21 protein-coding genes are annotated in these 20,490 nt (G+C 66.5%); 12 read left to right on the top strand and 9 right to left on the bottom strand.

Annotation, left to right across the window (positions count from 1 at the left end; translation table 11 throughout):
* Positions 1–62: 62 nt before the first annotated feature.
* Genes CWC60_RS09040 through CWC60_RS09020 form a run of 5 tightly spaced genes read left to right on the top strand, consistent with a single transcriptional unit; the run spans position 63 to position 3,999 of the window.
* Positions 63–812 carry a biotin--[acetyl-CoA-carboxylase] ligase gene (locus tag CWC60_RS09040; protein WP_109793666.1) on the top strand — a complete coding sequence of 250 codons (750 nt, stop codon included), beginning with the start codon at positions 63–65 and terminating at the stop codon, positions 810–812.
* A 13-nt stretch (positions 813–825) separates the two neighbouring features.
* Positions 826–1,605 carry a type III pantothenate kinase gene (locus CWC60_RS09035; RefSeq protein WP_109793665.1) on the top strand — a complete coding sequence of 260 codons (780 nt, stop codon included), beginning with the start codon at positions 826–828 and terminating at the stop codon, positions 1,603–1,605.
* Positions 1,602–3,317 carry a ribonuclease J gene (locus CWC60_RS09030; protein ID WP_206419847.1) on the top strand — a complete coding sequence of 572 codons (1,716 nt, stop codon included), beginning with the start codon at positions 1,602–1,604 and terminating at the stop codon, positions 3,315–3,317. Before CWC60_RS09035 ends, CWC60_RS09030 begins: the two co-directional genes overlap by 4 nt.
* The gene (mce, locus tag CWC60_RS09025; protein ID WP_109793664.1) at positions 3,317–3,724 is read left to right on the top strand and encodes a methylmalonyl-CoA epimerase; all 408 of its coding nucleotides are present in this window, start codon (positions 3,317–3,319) and stop codon (positions 3,722–3,724) included. The genes CWC60_RS09030 and mce overlap by 1 nt, the downstream gene beginning before the upstream one ends.
* A 2-nt stretch (positions 3,725–3,726) precedes the next feature.
* Positions 3,727–3,999, top strand: a complete 273-nt coding sequence (locus CWC60_RS09020) for a DUF1467 family protein (RefSeq protein WP_109793663.1) — start codon at positions 3,727–3,729, stop codon at positions 3,997–3,999.
* A gap of 30 nt (positions 4,000–4,029) precedes the next feature.
* On the opposite strand, the gene CWC60_RS09015 is transcribed toward CWC60_RS09020, so the two are convergent.
* Both CWC60_RS09015 and CWC60_RS09010 read right to left on the bottom strand, forming a co-directional pair.
* Positions 4,030–5,055: an NADP-dependent oxidoreductase gene (locus tag CWC60_RS09015; RefSeq protein ID WP_109793662.1), complete on the bottom strand. Its 1,026-nt coding sequence runs from the start codon at positions 5,053–5,055 to the stop codon at positions 4,030–4,032.
* Positions 5,056–5,132: 77 nt separating this feature from the next.
* Positions 5,133–5,885 carry an SDR family NAD(P)-dependent oxidoreductase gene (locus tag CWC60_RS09010; RefSeq protein ID WP_109793927.1) on the bottom strand — a complete coding sequence of 251 codons (753 nt, stop codon included), beginning with the start codon at positions 5,883–5,885 and terminating at the stop codon, positions 5,133–5,135.
* Positions 5,886–6,021: 136 nt separating this feature from the next.
* Here CWC60_RS09010 and alr point away from each other — a divergent pair, with 136 nt between their 5' ends.
* The 6 genes from alr to purF are packed head-to-tail and all read left to right on the top strand — an operon-like array spanning position 6,022 to position 12,283.
* Positions 6,022–7,128 carry an alanine racemase gene (gene alr / locus CWC60_RS09005; RefSeq protein ID WP_206419846.1) on the top strand — a complete coding sequence of 369 codons (1,107 nt, stop codon included), beginning with the start codon at positions 6,022–6,024 and terminating at the stop codon, positions 7,126–7,128.
* Complete coding sequence (locus tag CWC60_RS09000; RefSeq protein WP_109793660.1) at positions 7,125–7,910, top strand: MlaE family ABC transporter permease; 786 nt, start codon at positions 7,125–7,127, stop codon at positions 7,908–7,910. Before alr ends, CWC60_RS09000 begins: the two co-directional genes overlap by 4 nt.
* On the top strand, positions 7,907–8,683 hold the full coding sequence (locus CWC60_RS08995) for an ABC transporter ATP-binding protein (protein WP_109793659.1): 777 nt from the start codon (positions 7,907–7,909) through the stop codon (positions 8,681–8,683). Before CWC60_RS09000 ends, CWC60_RS08995 begins: the two co-directional genes overlap by 4 nt.
* A 21-nt stretch (positions 8,684–8,704) precedes the next feature.
* Positions 8,705–10,084: a DNA repair protein RadA gene (radA, locus tag CWC60_RS08990; protein ID WP_109793658.1), complete on the top strand. Its 1,380-nt coding sequence runs from the start codon at positions 8,705–8,707 to the stop codon at positions 10,082–10,084.
* Entirely contained in the window at positions 10,081–10,731 is a 651-nt protein-coding gene (locus tag CWC60_RS08985; protein WP_109793657.1) for a CvpA family protein, read from the top strand. The genes radA and CWC60_RS08985 overlap by 4 nt, the downstream gene beginning before the upstream one ends.
* A 7-nt stretch (positions 10,732–10,738) precedes the next feature.
* A complete protein-coding gene (gene purF, locus CWC60_RS08980; protein WP_164516449.1) occupies positions 10,739–12,283 on the top strand; it encodes an amidophosphoribosyltransferase in 1,545 nt (514 codons plus the stop codon).
* On the opposite strand, the gene CWC60_RS08975 is transcribed toward purF, so the two are convergent.
* The 7 genes from CWC60_RS08975 to trxB form a co-directional block, all read right to left on the bottom strand.
* Positions 12,277–13,113, bottom strand: a complete 837-nt coding sequence (locus CWC60_RS08975; RefSeq protein ID WP_164516448.1) for an alpha/beta hydrolase — start codon at positions 13,111–13,113, stop codon at positions 12,277–12,279. The genes purF and CWC60_RS08975 overlap by 7 nt on opposite strands.
* Before the next feature lie 88 nt (positions 13,114–13,201).
* Entirely contained in the window at positions 13,202–14,713 is a 1,512-nt protein-coding gene (locus tag CWC60_RS08970; protein ID WP_109793655.1) for a replicative DNA helicase, read from the bottom strand.
* Between the two features lie 104 nt (positions 14,714–14,817).
* On the bottom strand, positions 14,818–15,303 hold the full coding sequence (locus CWC60_RS08965) for a hypothetical protein (RefSeq protein WP_125182749.1): 486 nt from the start codon (positions 15,301–15,303) through the stop codon (positions 14,818–14,820).
* Between the two features lie 165 nt (positions 15,304–15,468).
* Positions 15,469–16,224, bottom strand: a complete 756-nt coding sequence (locus CWC60_RS08960) for an SDR family oxidoreductase (RefSeq protein ID WP_109793925.1) — start codon at positions 16,222–16,224, stop codon at positions 15,469–15,471.
* A gap of 73 nt (positions 16,225–16,297) precedes the next feature.
* On the bottom strand, positions 16,298–16,711 hold the full coding sequence (locus CWC60_RS08955) for a GNAT family N-acetyltransferase (RefSeq protein WP_241147910.1): 414 nt from the start codon (positions 16,709–16,711) through the stop codon (positions 16,298–16,300).
* Positions 16,712–17,039: 328 nt separating this feature from the next.
* Positions 17,040–17,930: a LysR family transcriptional regulator gene (locus tag CWC60_RS08950; protein WP_109793653.1), complete on the bottom strand. Its 891-nt coding sequence runs from the start codon at positions 17,928–17,930 to the stop codon at positions 17,040–17,042.
* A gap of 73 nt (positions 17,931–18,003) precedes the next feature.
* Positions 18,004–18,966, bottom strand: a complete 963-nt coding sequence (gene trxB, locus CWC60_RS08945; RefSeq protein ID WP_109793652.1) for a thioredoxin-disulfide reductase — start codon at positions 18,964–18,966, stop codon at positions 18,004–18,006.
* Between the two features lie 106 nt (positions 18,967–19,072).
* Between trxB and CWC60_RS08940 the strand changes: the two genes are divergently transcribed.
* Positions 19,073–20,485, top strand: a complete 1,413-nt coding sequence (locus CWC60_RS08940) for a pyridoxal phosphate-dependent decarboxylase family protein (RefSeq protein WP_109793651.1) — start codon at positions 19,073–19,075, stop codon at positions 20,483–20,485.
* Positions 20,486–20,490 lie beyond the last annotated feature (5 nt).

Here is a 20,490-nt window from a genome sequence, read left to right as displayed (position 1 = left end):
ATGGGGGCGTTCGGCGGCGGCGCGGACCTCCGTGGCGTCCCGATGAGGTTGGTACCGCACGCATGACCGCGCCAGCCTTTCGCTTCCGCCGCGTTTCGCTCGGCGATGTCGGCTCCACCAATGACGAGGCGCGGGCGCGGCTGGACATGCTGTCTGGCGGACCCTATGTGGTGACAGGCGTTCGCCAGCTTTCGGGCCGGGGGCGCCGCGGCCGGAACTGGGTCAGCCCGGCGGGCAATGTCTACGCGTCCTTCACGCTGACGCCCGAAGCGCCGCTCAGCCGTTATCCGGAACTGTCCTTTGTCGCCGCACTGGCGGTGTCGGATGCGGCGCGGAGTTTCGTGCATGAAGCCGGCCGCGTAAGATGCAAGTGGCCCAACGACGTGCTGATCGACGGCGCCAAGGTCTCGGGCATTCTGCTCGAGACCGCGCAGGCCGAGGGGCGCACTGCGGTGATCGTCGGCATCGGAGTCAACGTCGCCTCCAGACCGACGGATACGCCCTATGCGGCAACGGCGTTGACCGAGCACGCCCCGGACGCCACCTCGGAGCAGGTCTTTGCGGCGCTGGTGGAAGCTCTCACGGCGCGCATCGGGAGGTGGGAGCGCAAGGGTTTCGCCGCCATCCGGCACGCGTGGCTGGAGCGCGCCGACGGTCTGGGCGAGCCGGTCGTCGCGCGGCTTTCGGACCGGGAAGTGCATGGCCGCTTCGTCGACCTCGCCCCGGACGGCGCGCTGATGCTGGAAAACGACTTGGGGGACATGGTACGCATCGCCGCCGGCGACGTCTTCCGCCCGAGAACGGAAAGCTAGGAAAGAACGAGAAATGCTACTCGCGATCGATGCGGGCAACACGAATACCACCTTCGCCGTCTTCGACGGTGAGGAGATCGTCGGCGAATGGCGCGCGGGCACGAACACCGCGCGCACGGCCGATGAGTACGCCGTCTGGCTGTCGAGCCTGATGCAGCTGGTGAACCTGAAGTTCGCCAATGTCGACACGGCCATCATCGCCACCGTGGTGCCGCAGGGCCTGTTCAACCTGCGCACGCTTTGCCGGCGCTATTTCAACTGTGAACCGCTGGTCGTCGGCGATCCGGACGTCGACATCGGCATCCGCATCCTGATCGAGAAGGAGAGGGACGTCGGCGCCGACCGCCTGGTCAACGCCGTCGCCGCCCATCATGCCTATGGCGGACCCGCGATCATCCTGGATTTCGGCACCGCAACGACGTTCGACGTGATCGACGAGAACGGCAATTATCATGGCGGCGTCATCGCGCCGGGCATCAATCTCAGCCTGGAGGCCCTGCACATGGCTGCCGCGAAGCTGCCGCGCATCGCCGTCGAGCGTCCGACCCGCGTGATCGGCAACGACACCCAGTCGGCCATGCTGTCGGGCGTCTATTACGGCTATGTCGGCCTTATCGAGGGCCTGGTCGCCCGTATCAAGCAGGATTTCGGCAAGCCGATGAAAGTGGTGGCGACCGGCGGACTGGCCGCCATGTTCGACGACGGAACCGACGAGATCGACATGATCGATCGCGACCTGACAATGAAGGGACTGCTTATGATCGCGCGGCGCAACCCGAGGACGATGAATTGAGCGCCGCCCATCCCCATCGCGACGGGCTGGTCATCGCGCCGCTGGGCGGCTGCGGCGAGATCGGCATGAACCTGACCCTCTACGGTGCGGAGGGAAAATGGCTGATGGTCGACTGCGGCATGACCTTCGCCGACGAATCCCTTCCCGGCATCGACCTCGTGGTCCCGGACCCGAGCTTCATCGCATCGGAGGCCGACGATCTGGTCGGCCTGGTGGTGACCCATGCCCACGAGGACCATCTGGGCGCCATCCACCATCTATGGGAACGCTTCCGCTGCCCGGTCTACGTCACGCCCTTCGCCGCCGAATCGCTGCGGCTGAAGCTGGAGGAAGCGGGGCTGCGCGACGAAGTGCCGGTGCACATCGTGCGTGACGAAGCGCCTCTGGATCTCGGCCCGTTCCGGGTCACCATGATCGGGCTCACCCACTCGACCCTCGAAATGCAGGCGCTGGCGATCGAGACCCGCCATGGCACAGTGCTTCATTCCGGCGACTGGAAGCTGGATCCCGACCCGCTGCTGGGCGAGATGTCCGACGAAGCGGCGCTTAAGGCCTGGGGCGACCGGGGCGTGCTGGCACTGGTCTGCGATTCAACGAACGTCTTCACGCCCGGCACATCGGGGTCGGAGGCGGATGTCCGCCGGTCCCTCATCGACCTGGTGAAGGCCCGTCCGACGGGCCGTATCGTGATCACCTCCTTCGCCTCCAACGTCGCGCGTCTGGAAAGCGCGGCGGCGGCGGCGGAGGCGGCGAACCGCAGTTTCGCCCTGGTCGGCCGGTCGCTGTGGAAGTTCTACGAGGCCGCGCGGGAATGCGGATACCTGAAGAAGATGCGCCCGCCGCTCTCCGACCGCGAAGCCGCGGATCTGCCCTCGGACAAGGTCCTGTTCCTCTGCACCGGCTGCCAGGGCGAGCAACGCGGCGCCATGGCCCGCATCGCCTTCGACGACCATCCGACGATCGCGCTGGGCCGGGGCGACACGGCGATCTTCTCCTCCAAGATCATTCCCGGCAATGAGCGCACCCTGATGCGCGTGCACAACGCCCTGGCGCTGGCCGGCGTCGAGGTGATCACGGAAAAGGAGCACATGGTCCATGTCTCCGGTCATCCGGCCCGGGAAGAACTCAAACGCATGTACGAGCTTGTCCGGCCCGAGCTGCTCGTGCCCGTCCATGGCGAAGCGCGCCACCTGATCGAACAGGCCCGCTTCGGCGTCGAGGAGGGAGGTGTGCCGGCGGCTCAGGTGATTTTGAACGGTGACGTGCTCCGCCTGGCCCCTGGCAAACCGCAGCTGGTGGGTGAGGTGCCGACCGGACGCCTGGCCGTCGATCCGTCCGGTCTGGTCGTCATGGCCTCGGCGATGCTGCAGCACCGCCGCAAGCTGTCCTTCAACGGCGCGGCCATGATCGTCCTGGTCGTCGACGAGGACAGCGAGCTGGTGGAGGATCCCCGGGTCGTGCTGCTCGGCGTGGCCGATGGCAAGGGCCTGCGCCAGCTCACCGAGGATATCGAGATCGCCATCGACAAGGAGATCGCCAGGGTCAACGGCCGCCGTCCGGCCGACGATGACGCGCTGGCGGAAGCGGCGGTTCGGGCGTTGCGCCGCGTCGTGCGGCAGATCAACGGCCGCCGACCGATCACCGAATGCGAGGTCGTTCGCCTGGAAGACGGCGAACAGGTGTCTGTGAAGAAGCTGAAGGAGGCCGTCTGATGATCGGACGCTTGAACCATGTCGCCATTGCCGTGCCCGATCTGGAGGCAGCCGCGGCGACATACCGTGACACGCTCGGCGCGAAGGTTTCCGCGCCGCAGCCGGAGCCCGATCACGGCGTCACCGTCATCTTCGTCGATCTGGGGAACACCAAGATCGAACTGCTGCATCCGCTGGGCGAGAACTCGCCGATCGCCAACTACCTGAAGAACAATCCTTCGGGCGGCATGCACCATGTCTGCTACGAGGTCGACGATATCATCGCCGCCCGCGACCAGCTGAAGGGTGAGGGCGCACGGGTGCTGGGCGATGGCGAGCCGAAGATCGGGGCCCATGGCAACCCGGTGCTGTTCCTGCATCCGAAGGACTTCTGCGGCACGCTGGTGGAGCTGGAACAGGTCGCCTGAACATGTCGGTCGTCGGCGGCATCGTCATCTTCGTGATCATCTGGTGGGTGGTGCTGTTCGCGGTGCTGCCCATCGGCGTGCGCAACGCCTATGAGGAGGGGATCGAACTGGTGCCCGGACAGGCCGACGGCGCACCCGTGCGTCCGCGCATCCTGTTCAAGTTCGCGCTGACCACGGCGATTACCGCCGCCATCTTCGCCCTGATCTGGGCCAGCGTGTTCTTCGACTGGGTCGACTGGCGTCAGCTCATGCACGACATCGCGGCGGTGACCTGAGCGGACGCCGTCGTCCGCGCGCCGGTCGGACTACGCCTGATACGGGTCGTCGCCGAGTTTCACCACCTGCTTGCCGAAGTTCTCGCCCTTCAGCATGCCGATGAAGGCCTTCGGCGCATTGTCGATGCCATCGGCGACGTCGACGCGGTAGGTCAGCTTTCCGTCCTTCAGCCATCCGCCCACGTCACGCATGAATTCGGGCTGCAGGTCGAAATGGTCGGAGATGATGAAGCCCTGCAGCTTCACCTTGTTGACCAGCAGGCTGCGGACGTTGTGGATGCCTTCGGGCTGCTTCAGGTTGTACTGGCTGATCATTCCGCACAGCGCGATGCGGGAGAACGGGTTGAGCCGCGTCAGCACGGCGTCGAGCATCCGCCCGCCGACGTTCTCGAAATAGATGTCGATTCCGTGGGGGCAGTGCTGTTTCAGTGCATCTTCCACGCTGTCGACGGTCTTGTAGTTGAAGCAGGCGTCAAAGCCGCAGCCTTCCACGCACCATTTGCACTTGGCGTCGTCGCCCGCCGAGCCGACGACGCGGCAGCCCTTGAGCTTCGCGATCTGCCCCACGACCTGTCCGACGGCCCCGGAAGCGGCGGATACATAGACCGTCTCGCCTGCCTTCGGCTCGCCGATCTTCAGCAGGCCGTACCAGGCGGTGAAGCCCGGCATGCCGAGGATGCCGAGGAAATAGGGCAGGGGCGCCAGGGCGGGGTCGATCCGCACGATCCCCGCGCCGCCAGGCACCACGGTGTGGGTTTCCCAGTTCAGCATGCCGGTCACGATCTGGCCGGCCTCGAACTTCGGGTTGCGGCTTTCGGCGATCTCGCCGACCGCGCCGCACTGCATGACCTTGCCCAGCGCGAAACCGGCCGTGTAGGACTTCTCGTCATTCATGCGCCCGCGCATGTAGGGATCGACGGACATGTAGATGTTGCGTACCAGCACGTCGCCATCGCCGAGTTCGGGCACCGGCGCGTCTTCGACGCGGAAGCAATCCTCGCTCACCCAGCCCTCGGGCCGCTTCTCGAAGATCACGCGGCGATTCGTGATGGTCATGTCGTCTGTCCCCCCGGTCGGACTGTTGTTCAGGGCCGAAGGGTAGTGGAGCGGCGAGCCAAGTAAAGCGGCGGGATTCAGTTGGCCGGCCCGGCCGCCTGCGCCGTCTCGTCGGCGGCGATCCAGAGGCCGTTGCCCTGGAAGTCGGGCATGGCGGCGGCGACGAAGGCCTCCATGATCTCGTCGGGATGGGGCAGCGTGTCGGGGTTTTCGCCGGGGAAGGCCGTCGCCCGCATGGCTGTCCGCGTCGGGCCGGGATTGATCACATTGACCCGGACGGCGGTCTTATCGACCTCGGCGGCGTAGGTCTGCGCCAGCTTCTCCAGCGCCGCCTTGGTCGTGGCATAGACGCCCCAGTAGGGCGCCGCGCGGCGAGTGATGCCCGAGGTGACGAAAAGCACGCGTCCCGCGTCGGAACGGCGCAGCAGCGGGTCCGTGGCGCGGATCAGCCGCCAGTTGGCGTGCACGTTGACGCGGAACACGCTCTCCCATTCGTCGGGCTGGATTTCGGCCATCGGCGTCAGCGTGCCGAGCAGGCCAGCATTGCCGACCAGTATGTCGAGGCGGCCGAAGCGTTCGGCCAGCGGTGCGGCGAGCCCGTCGATCGACTGCCATTCCTTCAGATCCATGGGCACCAGCGTGGCGCTGCCGCCGAGCCGGGCGATCTCGTCGTCCAGTTCCTCCAGCTTCCCGGCGTTCCGGGCGACTGCGACGACGTGCGCGCCTTCGGCGGCGTAGCGCCGCGCGATGGCTGCGCCGATGCCGCGGGAGGCGCCGGTGACCAGGGCGATTCGGCCCTCGAGTCGTTTCAGCCGGTTCCGATCGTTCATGACGCTGGCCTCCTGGAGTTCGCAACGGGCGGACAATCGCCTGCCGGGGCCGGAATCGCAAAGGTCCTGTCGCCGCACCGCGCGGCCACGATGCGCGTCTTGAATTCGCCGCGATCCGGTGCGAATGGACATGGTCATGATCCCGAAACGTCTCGCGGCAGCGACCCTGACCATCGACCTCGGCGCGCTGGCTGACAACTGGCGGCTGCTGGATCGGCTTGCCGGTCGCGCAGAGACGGCGGCGGTGGTCAAGGCCGACGCCTATGGGATCGGCATCGCCCATGCCGTCCCGGCCCTCGCCGCAGCCGGCTGCCGGACGTTCTTCACCGCCCTGCCGGACGAGGGCGAGCAGGTCCGCCGCCATGCGCCGGATTCGGTCGTCTACGTTCTGGACGGCCTTCTGCCCGGGGCGGAGGACGACTACGCCGCGCTGGGCCTGATTCCGGTGCTGAACGACCTGGGCCAGATCGAACGCTGGCGGCGCCATGCCGCGGCGCTGGGCCGGCGGCTTGCCTGCGCCATTCATCTCGACACCGGCATGACGCGTCTCGGCCTGCTGGGGCAGGCGGTGGAGCGGCTGATCGCCGAGCCCGCGCTGCTCGACGGGCTCGACGTCCGGGCCTGGCTGACCCATCCGGCCTGCGCCGACCTGCCGGGGCACGAGATGAACGCCCACCAGCTCGCGCTGTTCCGCGAGCGCACCGGAAGGCTGCCCCGCGCGGCGCGGAGCGCGGCCAATTCGCCCGCCATCTTCCTCGATCCGGAATGGCACATGGACCTGGTCCGTCCCGGCGTTGCGCTTTACGGCTCGAATCCCTCGCCCCTCTGTCGTGGCGCGATGAAGGAAGTCGTGCACCTGAAGGCGCGCGTCCTGCAGGTGCACGAGGTCACGGGGGAGCGGACCATCGGCTATGGCGCGACCCATCGGCTCGGCGGGCCCGGCCGCATCGCCACCTGCGGCGTCGGCTATGGCGACGGCTACCTCAGATCCTTCGGAAACCGCGGTTTCGGTGTGATTGCCGGCCATCGCGTGCCGCTGGTCGGCCGCGTCTCCATGGACCTGATCAGCTTTGACATCACCGGTGTGCCGGAGGGCCGGGTGGAGCCGGCAGCGGAAATTTCGCTCATCGGCGACGGCGTCGATATCGACGAACTTGCTGCAAAGGGCGACACGATCGCTTATGAACTGCTCACGGGTCTGGGCGCACGCTACGCCCGCGACTATGTGGGAGCATCTGTTTGAATTCGCGCTGGAATATCTTCGCGCTGGTCGGACGTGTCATTCTCGAATTCCTGGCGGCCATCGGTCGCCTGTGCGTCTTTACCGGCCATGGGCTGCGTCATTGCGTGACCCCGCCCTGGTATCCTCGGCTGCTGCTGCGGCAGATGCTGCAGATCGGCTACTACTCGCTGCCGGTAATCGGTCTGACCGCGTTCTTCACCGGCGCAGTGCTCGCGTTGCAGATCTACATCGGCGGGTCGCGGTTCAATGCCGAAAGCCTCGTCTCCTCGATCGTGGTGCTGGGCATCACGCGCGAACTGGGGCCGGTCATCGGCGGCCTGATGGTCGCAGGCCGGGTCAGCGCCGCCATGGCGGCCGAAATCGGCACCATGAGGGTGACCGAGCAGATCGATGCCCTGACCACGCTGTCGACCAATCCGTTCAAGTATCTTGTCGCGCCGCGCCTGATCGCCGGGGCCACCATGCTGCCGCTGCTTGTGCTCGTCGCCGACATCATCGGCGTCTTCGGCGGCTTCGTGATCGGCACCCAGAAGCTGGGCTTCAACATCGGCAACTACATCTCCAGCACCATCAACTTCCTGCACGTGGACGACGTCGTTTCCGGCCTGGTGAAGGCGGCGATCTTCGGCTTCCTGATTTCGCTGATGGGCTGCTATCACGGCTTCATGAGCCGCGGCGGCGCCCAGGGCGTCGGCCGCGCCACCACCAACGCGGTGGTCAGCGCTTCGATCCTGATTCTCATTTCCAACTACGTGGTCACGGAGCTCTTCTTCGCGCAATGAACGCCCAGCCGAAAATCGCCATGAAGGGCGTCACCAAGTCCTTCGGTTCGAAGCAGGTGCTGCGCGGCATCGACCTGGAAGTGGGCGAAGCCGAATCGCTGGTTGTGATCGGCGGTTCCGGCACCGGCAAGTCGGTCATGATCAAGACCGTCCTGGGCATCGTCCGTCCCGACGGCGGCTCGATCCGGATCGATGGCGAGGAAATCGCCGACGCCGGGCCCGCCGAGCGCGAGAAGCACATGAAGAAGATGGGCATGCTGTTCCAGGGCTCGGCCCTGTTCGACAGCCTGCCGGTCTGGGAGAACGTCGCCTTCGGCCTGATCCAGGGCCGGCGTATGAAGCGCTCGGAAGCGCGGGAGGCCGCGGAGGCCAAGCTGGCGCAGGTCGGCCTGAACGCGGAAGTCGGCGAACTGATGCCGGCGGAACTGTCGGGCGGCATGCAGAAGCGCGTGGCGCTGGCCCGCGCCATTGCCACGGACCCGGAGATCATCTTCTTCGACGAGCCGACGACCGGGCTCGATCCCATCATGGCCGACGTGATCAACGACCTGATCGTCAAATGCGTGCGGGAACTGGGCGCGACCGCGGTTTCGATCACTCATGACATGGCCTCGGCGCGAAAGATCGCCGATCGGGTGGCGATGATCTACGAAGGGCGTATCCTCTGGGCCGGCGCCGCCGAGGACATCGACGATTCGGGCAACGATTATGTCGACCAGTTCGTCCACGGCCGGGCCGAGGGACCGATTCAGATGCAGGTCCGCAAGCTGTGATGGAGGCAGTTCAGGGCTGAGATGGCCAGGGCGAGCCGCCGATATGTCTGCCGCGAATGCGGCGCGGTCTATCCGAAATGGCGCGGCTTCTGCGACTCCTGTGGCGCGTCGGACAGCGTCGAGGAGGAAACGGCCAGCGCGCGGCCCCGAGCCTTCGGCGTGATCCAGGGCGGCGGCCGCAAGCGGGCCGCCGAGTTGACCGATCTTTCCGTCGAGACACTGGATGAGCCGCGCCGCACCAGCGGGGTCGGCGAACTGGACCGCGTTCTGGGCGGGGGGCTGGTGCGCGGCTCGGCCATCCTGATCGGCGGCGACCCCGGTATCGGCAAGTCGACGCTGCTGCTTCAGTCCGCGGCCCGGATGGCCGCGACCGGCCAGAAGGTCGTCTACATCTCCGGAGAGGAAGCGACGGCGCAGATCGCCATGCGCGCCCGCAGGCTGGGCGTGGACGGCGCCGCGATGAAGGTCGCCAACGCCAACGCGCTGGGCGAGATCATGGCGGCTCTGGATCAGGGGCCGACGCCCGATCTGCTGGTGATCGATTCCATCCAGACCGTCTTCTCCGAGAATCTCGACAGCGCGCCGGGCACCGTCGCCCAGGTCAGGGCCTGCGGCCACGAACTGGTGCAGTACGCCAAGCAGTCGGGCGCGGCGGTAGTCCTGGTCGGTCACGTCACCAAGGACGGGCAGATCGCGGGACCCCGCGTGCTGGAGCACATGGTCGACACGGTGCTGTACTTCGAAGGCGACCGCAGCCACCAGTTCCGGATCCTGCGCGCGGTCAAGAACCGCTTCGGCGCCGCCGACGAGATCGGAGTCTTCGAGATGGCCGAGAAGGGGCTGATGGAGACACCCAACCCTTCGGCGCTGTTCCTGGGCGACCGCGACGAGCCGGTGGCGGGCGCATCGATATTCGCCGGCATGGAGGGGAGCCGGCCGATCCTGGTGGAGATTCAGGCGCTGGTGGCGCCATCGCCGCTGGCAACGCCCCGGCGGGCCGTCGTGGGCTGGGACAGCGGTCGGCTGGCCATGATCCTGGCCGTGCTCGATACCCGTCTCGGGCTCTCGCTGGGTCAGAACGAAGTCTATCTCAACGTCGCGGGCGGGCTGCGCATCGGCGAGCCCGCCGCCGACCTGGCCGTCGCCGCAGCGCTGCTTTCGTCGCTGGCGGACCGGCCGTTGCCGGCGGCCACCGTGGTCTTCGGGGAGGTCGGGCTGGCCGGCGAAGTGCGCCGTGTCGCCCGGGCCGAGGCGCGGCTGAAGGAGGCGGCCAAGCTGGGTTTCCGCCGCGCCATTGCGCCGTCAGGCTCCGAGGGGCGGGATCTGCTGGAAACGACCGAGATCGACGGGCTGCACAGGCTGTTCAGCCTTTTCCCCCTGGACGAGGAACCGGGCGTATGACCTTCGCCGACCTCGTCGTCATCGGCATCATCGCCATTTCGGTGCTGTTCAGCTTCTTCTTCGGTTTCGTCTGGGAAGTGCTGTTCTTCGCCAGTTGGGTCGGAGCGGCCTTGGCCGCTTATTTCGGCTTTCCCCATGTCAGCCCGTGGGTCGAGGCGCAGATCGGCTACGGCCTCGGCGCCGACATCGTGTCGGCCGTCGCGATCTTCATCGCCGCCCTTGTCATCCTGATGATCGTTACCCAGTTCATTGCCGGCCGCGTGCGCCGCAGCGGCGCGGTCAGCATCGCCGACAGGCTGCTGGGCATCCTGTTCGGCGCAGCCCGGGGTGCGCTCGTGGTGATTGCGCTCTGGCTGGTGATCGACTACATCGCCCCCGACGATCCGCCCGAAACGGTCAGGGACGCGCGCAGCCTGCCGCTGATCAAGCAGGCCGCCGAGACAGTGCTTTCCACGGTGCCGCAGGCGCTGAAGGAGCGCGCCCGCGCCGCGAGCGACGATGCCCGCGACAAGGCCGGGGCGGCCGAAGACATGATTGACGCGGGCCGCCGTCTGCAAGGCCAGGACGAGACGCCCGGCAAGGGCTACAGCGAAGAAGACAGCCGCCAGCTCGAGCGGATGATCGACGGTAACACCAATGACCGGTGACCCCTGAATGAATGACATGCTGACGACGCGTCCCTTCGATGCCGACGACGATCATTTCCACGAGGAATGCGCCGTCTTCGGCATCTGGGGCGCGGGATCCGACGAGGACAACCCCAGCCGCGCCGCCGCCATCACCGCGACCGGACTGCACGCGCTGCAGCATCGCGGCCAGGAGGCCTGCGGCATCGTCGCCTTCGACAAGAGCCAGTTCCTGGTCCACCGGGCCGTCGGCCTGGTCGGCGACGTCTTCGGCAAGGGCAAGGCAGATCGTGGCGGCGCCGGCCCATTGACCCGGCTGGTCGGCTCGTCGGCCATCGGCCATACGCGCTACGCCACGTCCGGCAAGGGAGCGGGGCCGGCGTCGATCCGCAATATCCAGCCGCTCTGGACCGATCTGGACGAGACCGGCGGCTTCGCGCTCGCCCACAATGGCAATCTGACCAACGCGATGGCCCTGAAGGCGGAACTTCGCGCCGAGGGACGCCGGTTCCAGTCGACCAGCGACACCGAGGTGATCCTGGATCTGATGGCCCGCAGCCGGGAGCGCCGGCTCGCCAACCGCCTGATCGACGCGCTGAGCCGCGTCGTGGGCGCCTACTCGATCGTCGGCCTTTCGGCCAAGAAGCTGATCGGCGTGCGCGATCCCTCCGGCGTCCGGCCGCTGGTGCTCGGCCGGCTCGACAACGCCTGGATCATCTGCTCGGAAACCTGCGCGCTGGATATCGTCGGCGCCACTTTCGTGCGTGATATCGAGCCCGGCGAGATGATCGTCATCGACGAGGACGGCATGCAGACGCGCCGCATCGGCGCCGCGCCGCGGCGCTTCTGCATTTTCGAATACATCTACTTCTCCCGTCCCGATTCCTTCGTCGAAGGCCGCAACGTCTACAGCATCCGCCAGGCCATCGGCCGGGAGCTGGCGAAGGAGGAGACGCACAGCGCCGACATGGTCATCCCGGTGCCCGATTCAGGCACGCCGGCCGCAGTGGGCTACGCCAAGGAAAGCGGTATCCCGTTCGAACTGGCGGTGACGCGCAGCCAGCTTGCCGGCCGCAGCTTCATCGAGCCGGATCAGGAAAGCCGCGAGCAGGTCGTGCGCCGCAAGCTGAACGTCAACCGCGACATGGTCAGGGGCAAGAGCGTGGTCCTGGTCGACGATTCCATCGTCCGCGGCACCACGTCGAAGATCCTGGTGAAGATGTTCCGGGACGCCGGCGTGCGCGAGGTTCACATGCGCATCGCCAGCCCGCCGACGCGCAGCCCCTGCTATTACGGCGTCGACACGCCCTCCAAGGGGGAACTGATCTTCAATCAGTACGCCAATCTTGAGCAGATGGAGCGTCATCTGGGCGTCGACAGCCTGCGCTATCTCTCGGTTCCGGGCATGTACCGGGCGGTCGGCGAGACCGACATCCCCGAGGACGAGACCGAATGCGGCGCAAAGGCCGGCTATTGCGATGCCTGCTTCACGGGGAAGTACCCGATCCGCCTGGTCGACAATTCCGAAGGCAGCGTCAACCAGAAGGACCTGTTCCGCGAACTCGGCTACTGACCCTGGGGCCGCGCTTCCGCCAGTTCGGACTCGATGAAGGTGGCTATCATGTGCCGTGTCGCCGCCTCCCGGCAGTCGCGCAGATGCGTCAGGTGTCCAGGACCATTGCAGTCATAGCCCACGAGCTGCACTGAATCGGGCCAGGTCTCGGTCAGGAAGCGGAGTTCCTGCGGCCGGTTGAACGGGTCGCCCTCATAGGCGAAGACCAGCGCGTCCATCCTCTCCGCCGTCTTCATGTGCGCGATCTGCCTTGGCCGCGCCTCCTGCCGCCAGCGCGGGTAGACGTTGATCTCGTCGCGGGGGCCGGCAAAGGACGGGGCGAAGGCGATTGCACCATTGAAGCTGTCGCCATGCTCGATGGCGGCCATGAGTGAGGACCAGCCGCCGGCCGAATGGCCTGCCACGAAGATGCGCTCGGCTGTGACGCCCAGGGCGTTCAGCCGCGCAATCGCCTCGGCGATCTCGTCGACGCGGTGATAGACGTAATTGCCCGTCGGCCGGTCGCGGTCCTCGAGCGTTTCCGAACAGAGCTTGTAGACATGGAGGCGCTCCATCCTGAGTCGGCGGAGACTCGGCGGTACGCTGTTGTGGTAGGCGTCGCAGTCCTCGCGGCGCTGGGGCCGCTCAGTTCCGTGGTTGTAGATCACGACGATGGCGCTTCCGGGCCGGTCGATGACGTCGGGGCTGTCGACGATCCGGGCCTCGGGCGGCAGTGTCGATGCCGTCTGCGGAACGCTGTTGATCGAGGGCGGGCCGGTGTTGTTGCGGGCGCCGCCTTCATCGCCGCAGGCGGCCGCCACGCACAGCGTCAGCAGGGAGAGGGCCGCCATCGTCGGTCTCATCTGTCTGCGGCCCTTCGCGGTCGGTGACGCTCCCGTCGTTAACTGTCGATCCGAACCCGCCCGTTCAACCCTTGGCTCAGTGAATCTCGCTCGGGTCGTGGTGGGTATCCAGGTTGCGGAAGATGGTGAACTCCGGCTCGAAGAAGACTTCCATTGTGCCCGTGGGGCCGTGGCGCTGCTTGCCGATGATGATTTCCGCGCGGTTGTATATCTGCGCCATCTTCTGCTGCCACTGCTCCATCTCGGCGAAGTTCTCCTCGTCGGGCTTGTCCTTCTGGGCGTAGTAGGCCTCGCGGTAGACGAACATGACCACGTCGGCGTCCTGTTCGATGGAGCCGGATTCGCGCAGGTCCGAGAGCTGCGGCCGCTTGTCCTCGCGCTGCTCCACCTGGCGCGAGAGCTGTGAGAGAGCGAGGACCGGCACGTTCAGTTCCTTGGCGACCGCCTTGAGGCCCTGGGTGATCTCGGTCAGTTCCTGGACCCGGTTCTCGACGCGCTTCTGCCCGGACGGCCGCATGAGCTGGATGTAGTCGATGATGATGAGGCCAAGACCGTGCTGGCGTTTCAGCCGTCTGGCGCGGGAGCGTAGCTGGGCGATGGAGAGTGCTGGCGTGTCGTCGATGAACAGCGGCAGATCCATCAGTTCCTGCGTCGCGGGCACCACTGTGTTGAGGTACGCGTTCTTGTCGATGCGCCCGGTGCGGAGATCGCTGGAACTGATCCGGGTCTGTTCGGAGACGATGCGGGTGGCGAGCTGTTCGCGGCTCATTTCCAGGCTGAAGACGCCGACCACGGCGCCTTCGGCGTCCACGATATCGCCGGCGTCGTTGTAGATCGGCCGGTAGGCGCGCGTGGCGTTCAGCGCGATGGTCATGGCCAGCGCAGATTTGCCCATGCCTGGTCGGCCGGCGAGAATCAGCAGGTCCGTGCGGTGCAGGCCGCCCAGGCGCTGATCCATCTCGCGCAGACCCGTGGTAACGCCGACGAGTTGGCCCTCGCGCTTGTACGCCGCCTCGATGCGGTCGAGGCTCTCGGCCACGGCGATCTTGAAGGATCGGAAGTCGTTCTTCACCTCGCCGGCTTCGGCCAGGGTGTAGAGGCGCGATTCCGCATCCTCGATCTGCTGGCTCGCCGCGTCGGTGAGGTCCGCCGTGCGCCCGCGCTCGGCCATTTCCTCGCTGAGCAGGATGATTTCCCGGCGGAGGAAGAGATCGTAGAGGATGCGGGCGTATTCCTCCGCCCGGATGACGTTGACCGCGCGCGCCGTCAGGTCGACGAGGTAGCCGGGGCCGCCCAGTTCCCTGATCGCCGCGTCCTGTTCGAAGCGGGTCTTCAGCGTGACCGGATTGGCCAGTTCGCCGCGTTCGATCAGTGTAAGGATGGATTCGTAGATGCGGCCGTGCAGCGGCTGGAAGAAGTGCTCCGGCTTCAGGAAGTCGAGCACCCGCGCCGCCGCGTCGTTGTTGTAGAGCAGGGCGCCGAGAAGCTGCTGCTCGGCCTCGAGATTATGGGGCAGGACCTTCGGCGCGGCGTCGCCGCCTTCGTGGTCCGGCGCATCGCCGGGGAACGCTGTGATGTTGTCGGACATGGTGCCGATCCTATCACGGCGCGCCACGCGGATCAGGATCGAACGATCCCCGCCCGGAAATCAGGCGGGGATCGTTTTGTCCACAATGTGGATGAAATCGTGGATCAGTTGCCGCCTGCGGCCCCTTCCTGATAGGGCTTCTCGCCCGATTCGTAGGCGGTGTCGTCGTCGAACTGGGATTCGAATGTGTCGACGGCCTCGCCGACCGCCTGTTTGAAATCGCGCCAGACCTCGGCGCTCCAGTCTTCGTCGTGCGTGACCCTGGCTTCGTCCAGTTGCGAGGAGATGTCCCGTCGAACCGAGCGCATTTCCGCGACGCGATCTTCTTCCTCTTCCGGTGACACGCCATCCTCGCGGGCAGCTTCGCGCCAACCGGCGATGCGTTCGTCCATGGCGTTCAGCATGTCGTCGCCTGCCTGAACGGCCGCGTCCTTCTGCTCGGCAGTGAATCTTGCGAACTCGTCCCAGGCCTTCTGAAGTTCGGAGCGCTCGCCGGTCGGGGCTTCGCCTGCCGCGCTGCCGGCGTCGGAGACTTCATGCTGATTGCCAGCATTCATGTCGGTCTTGCTGTCGCCGGCCTGGACGGCCATGGGCATCGCCAGCATGGCGGCGATGCAGGTCGTGGTGAGGAGATTGCGATTCCTGTTCATCTTGTTTCCCCTTCGTCTTCTTGATCGCTTGCGGCGAAAGATGGGGAAGGGCGCCGGGCCGCGCCAACCCCCGTGCGTCCAAACGTACCGGTCGCCCCGGCAGCGTCAGCGGATGCGCTGGGCCCGGTAGATGCGGTTGTCGGTGGGGCTGATCACCAGTTCGTTGATGCAGACATGGGGCGGCAGTGCGGCCAGCCAGGCGATGACCTCGCCCATGTCGGCCATCTGCACCATCTTTTCCAGTTCCTCCGGCGGCGGTGGCACGGGACGGGCGTCCATGATGGGCGTATAGACCTCGCCCGGACAGAGTGCCGTGGCGCGGATGCCGTTGCCGCCTTCCTCCATGTTGATCAGCTCGTTCATGGCGCTGACCGCATGCTTGGCGGCGTTGTAGGCGGCCCCGGCCAGATAGGCGGGCCAGCGGCCCGCCCAGGAGGAGACGTTCACGATCAGGCCGCCGCCCCGGGCGCGCATCATCGGCAGCACCGGATGGATGCACTGGAAGACGCCGTTGACGTCGACGTCGATGACCTGCCGCCAGTCGGCGACGCTGAGGCTGTCCAGATGACGGTCCTTCACGTTGAGGCCGGCGTTGGCGACCAGCACATCGATGCCCCCGAAGCGCTGCTGGGTGCGGCCGGCGACCGCGGCGCAGGCGTCCGGGTCGGCCACGTCGAGAGGCTCGACCACGCAGGTTCCGCCGCCGTCCGCGATGATCGCGGCGGTTTCGTTCAGCGGTTCGGGGCGGCGTCCGCTGGCGACGACTGCGAAGCCGTCACGGGCGAGCGCGACGGCGGCCGCCTGACCGATTCCGCTGCCCGCGCCGGTGATCCATGCAGTCCGTGCATCCGCTGTCGCCATGTCCGCCTCCCGTCGTTCCACCATCCACCTGGGGAACGAGAATAGGCCGTGCGCGGAGGGGCGGCCAGCGCAGCTACAGGTCCAGTCGAAGGCGGGGCAGTGTGCGGCCCGGAATCGAGTCGGAGGGCGACTCGCTGACCAGTCTTGCGCCCATGTGTTCGTAGAACGGCCGGGCGTTGGGATCGGAATCGATGTAGAGGCAGCGCGCGCCGGCCTCACGCGCCTTGTCGGCGATGGCGCGGAAAAGCACACCACCCAGACCGGTGCCGATGCATTCGGGTGTGACGAACATGTTCCACAGGCCCAGCACGTCCGCGTCCGGTTCCAGCCCCGCCATGGCGACGAGCCGGCCGCCTTCCTCGGCTACCAGCATCGTCCGTTCGACGATCTGGTCGGGGGTCACCGTCAGCTCGTCGCGGCAGGCATCCATGAAGGCGGCGTCATAGCCCCAGTGGGCCTTGGAGCGGAGAGCGAGTTCCGTCAGCACGGCGGAGTCTGCGGCTACGGCAGGGCGAATCTGCACCGTTCTGTCCCCGAAAAGAAAAAAGGCGGGTCCAACAAGTGGACCCGCCGAGTCTAACAGGGAGGCTTCACGTCTCAAGAGACGTCGGACAATCCGACAGGGAGGCGCCGGATCGCCCGTCGATGCTGCGATGCAACATCCATGCGCGAGATGTAGGTCGTCGGCGTGGTGAAATAAAGTGGTACAGTCGAAATTCAGCTATGCAAATGTCGCAGAGCTATAACGTACTGAAAAAGCACAACTTCCGTTTACGTAAACTGATTTATTAAAAAATGTTGCCCTTCTGCCACTCTCAGAACTGGGTATCCGAGACCTGCTGGATGAGGAAGTCCCGGAAGACCGCGATTCGCTTCGAGTTCCGGAGTTCCTCCGGATAGACGAAATAGGTGTCGAAACTCGGGCCCGCGATGTCATCGAGCACGCGTACGGCCTTGCTGTGGCCCTGGACGATGTAGTCGGGCAGGGCGGCGATGCCGAGGCCGCTTTCGACGGCCAGCAGCAGGCCGTAGACGTTGTTGACGGTCAGCACCGGCCGGCGGGGCCGGTTGGGGTTGGCGCCCAGCTCCATCACCCAGTTGCTGGTCGGCACCGGGGTCACCGTTTCCGCGCCGTAGATGATCAGGGCATGCTTGTCGAGATCTTCCGGGGCCTTCGGTGTGCCGCGCCGCTTGATGTAGTCGGGCGAGGCGTAGAGGTGGAAGTTCATCGAGTTCATCTTGCGCTGGATGAGATCCGGCTGGGTCGGCGGCCGGAGCTTGATGGCGATGTCGGCCTCGCGCATCGTCAGGTCGACCTCGCCGTCTGTCAGCACGAGATGGACCGAGATGTCCGGGTAGGCCTCGATGAACGCGCGGATGCGCGGTGTCAGCCAGGTCGAGCCGAGGCCGACGGTGGTCGAGACCGTCAGGTCGCCGCGCGGCTTCTCCTTGGCGTCGGTCAGCATGGCCTCGGCCATGGCCAGCTTGGAGAACACCTCGCGGGCGGTCTTGTAGAGCAATTCGCCCTGTTCGGTGAGGATGAGGCCGCGGGCGTGTCGGCGGAACAGCGTCGTCCGAAGGCTCTCCTCCAGGGCGCTTACCTGCCGGCTGACCGCCGACTGGCTGAGGTTCAATAGTTCACCCGCATGAGTGAAGCTTCCGGCGTCCGCGACCGTGTGAAAAATGCGCAACTTGTCCCAATCCATGGGGCCGAAAATATCCAGTGCGCACGAGTCGACAAGCAAAAACGACGGGCAGGCCCGCCGCCGGGCGCGAATTCTACTCCGCGGCCTGGGGCAGTTCGGCGGCGGCGGCGAACTTTTCGGCCTCCAGCGCCGCCATGCAGCCGGTGCCCGCGGCCGTCACGGCCTGGCGGTAGATCTTGTCCTGGACGTCGCCCGAGGCGAAGACGCCGGGTATGTTGGTGGCGGTCGAATCCGGCGCGGTGAGGATGTAGCCTTCATGGTCCATGTCGACCTGGCCCCTGAACAGCTCGGTGTTCGGGTTGTGCCCGATGGCGACGAAGACGCCATGCACCGGGATCTCCCGGGTCTCGCCGCTGGTCGCGTGACGGATGCGCACCCCGGTGACGCCCAGCGGATCCTCGTCGCCGAGAACCTCGTCCAGGACGTGATCCCAGACCACCTCGATCTTGTCGTGCTTCAGCACCCGCTGCTGCAGGATGTGCTCGGCGCGGAGCGAATCGCGGCGGTGGATGAGCCAGACCTTCGAGGCGAAGTGGGTCAGGAACAGGGCTTCCTCGGCCGCGGTGTTGCCGCCGCCGATGACGCAGACTTCCTTGCCGCGGTAGAAGAAGCCGTCGCAGGTGGCGCAGGCCGAGACGCCGAAGCCCTGGAACTTCTGCTCGCTGGGCAGGCCGAGCCATTTGGCCGAGGCGCCGGTGGAGATGATCACGGTCTCGCCGACATAGGTGTTGCCGCCGTCGCCCTTCGCCACGAAGGGCCGCTTCGACAGATCGATTTCGGCGACGATGTCGTGGACGATCCGGGTGCCGACATTGGCTGCCTGCTTTTCCATCTGCTCCATCAGCCACGGGCCCTGGATGACGTCGGCGAAGCCGGGGTAGTTCTCGACGTCGGTGGTGATGGTGAGCTGACCGCCAGGCTGGATGCCATGCACCATGACCGGCTGCAGGCCCGCGCGCGCGGCATAGATCGCCGCCGTGCACCCGGCCGGACCCGACCCGATGATCAGAACCTTGGTCTCGATGGTTTCGGCCATGGGAGTCTCCGCTGGTGAGGCTGGGGCGCAGGATGAAGGGATCACCTATTTCGTCAAGGGCGGGGCCGTGTCAAGTTCGCCGCCGTCACACGCCGGAGACTGCCCCATGGATATCGACGAGTTCCGCAGCCACGCCCATCAGATGGTCGACTGGATGACCGACTACATGGCGCGCGTCGAGGATTTTCCGGTGCGGGCGCAGACGAAGCCGGGAGAGGTCGCGGCGAAACTGGCAGCGAGCGCCCCGGCGGCGGGCGAATCGATGAACGCAATCATGAGCGACTTCGTCCGCGACGTGCTGCCGGGCATGACCCACTGGCAGCATCCGTCCTTCTTCGCCTATTTCCCCGCCAATTCCAGCCCGCCTTCGGTGCTGGCGGAGATGCTCACGGCCACGCTCGGCGCCCAGTGCATGATGTGGCAGACCTCGCCGGCGGCCGCCGAGATGGAGGGCCGCGTGCTGGACTGGCTGCGGCAGATGATCGGCCTGGACGCGGGCTTCACCGGCGTGATCCAGGATTCGGCCTCGGGCGCGACCCTCTGCGCCCTGCTGACGGCGCGGGAACGGGCCACGGACGACATGGCGAACGAAGCCGGCCTGGCCGGCGGCCCGGAACTCGTCGTCTACTGCTCCGACCAGACACACACCTCGATCGAGAAGGGGGCGAAGATCGCCGGGTACGGGCGGCGGAACGTGCGCAAGGTGGCGACCGGCGACGATTTCGCCATCGTGCCCGGCGAACTGGCGCGGACGATCGACGACGACATCGCTGCGGGGCGCAAGCCGGCCTGCGTCGTCGCCTCGCTCGGCGCGACCGGCGTCGGCGCCATCGACGATCTGAAGTCGGTCGGGGAGATCTGCGCCGCCCGCGGCGTCTTCCTGCACGTCGACGCCGCCTGGGCAGGCGCGGCGCTGATCCTGCCCGAGTGCCGCTGGATGCTGGAGGGACAGGGGAACGTCGACAGCCTCGTCTTCAACCCGCACAAGTGGCTGCTGACCAATTTCGACTGCGCCGCCCATTTCGTGCGCGACCCGGAGGCGCTGGTCCGCACCTTCGCCATCGACGCCACCTACTACCAGGGCCCCGAAACCGGGCAGGTCGCCGACTACCGCGACTGGGGCGTGCCGCTGGGACGCCGTTTCCGCGCCCTGAAGCTCTGGTTCGTGCTCAGGAGCTATGGCGTCGAGGGGCTTCAGGCATTCCTGCGAAGCCATATCGCGCTGGCCGAGGACCTGGAGCGGCGCATCGCCGCCGAGCCGGATTTCGAGCTGGTCGCGCCCCGGGTGCTCTCGCTGATCAACTTCCGCTACCGCCCGGAAGGCGCGGACGACGCGGCCTGCGACGAACTGAACGAGAGGCTGCTGCTGGCGCTGAACGATTCAGGCGAGGCCTATTTCACGCCCAACCGCGTGCGCGGCCGCTACGCCATCCGCATTTCGATCGGTCAGGCCCGCACCGAAGCCCGCCATGTCGACGCGGCCTGGGATCTGATCGGAAGGACGGCGCGGGCGCTCTGAGGCAG

Origin of the sequence: Minwuia thermotolerans, from assembly GCF_002924445.1 — a bacterium.
Taxonomy (GTDB): Bacteria; Pseudomonadota; Alphaproteobacteria; order Minwuiales; family Minwuiaceae; genus Minwuia; species Minwuia thermotolerans.
The sequence above is the reverse complement of the archived record's forward strand: the minus strand, read 5'-3'. Positions and strand labels throughout refer to the sequence as shown.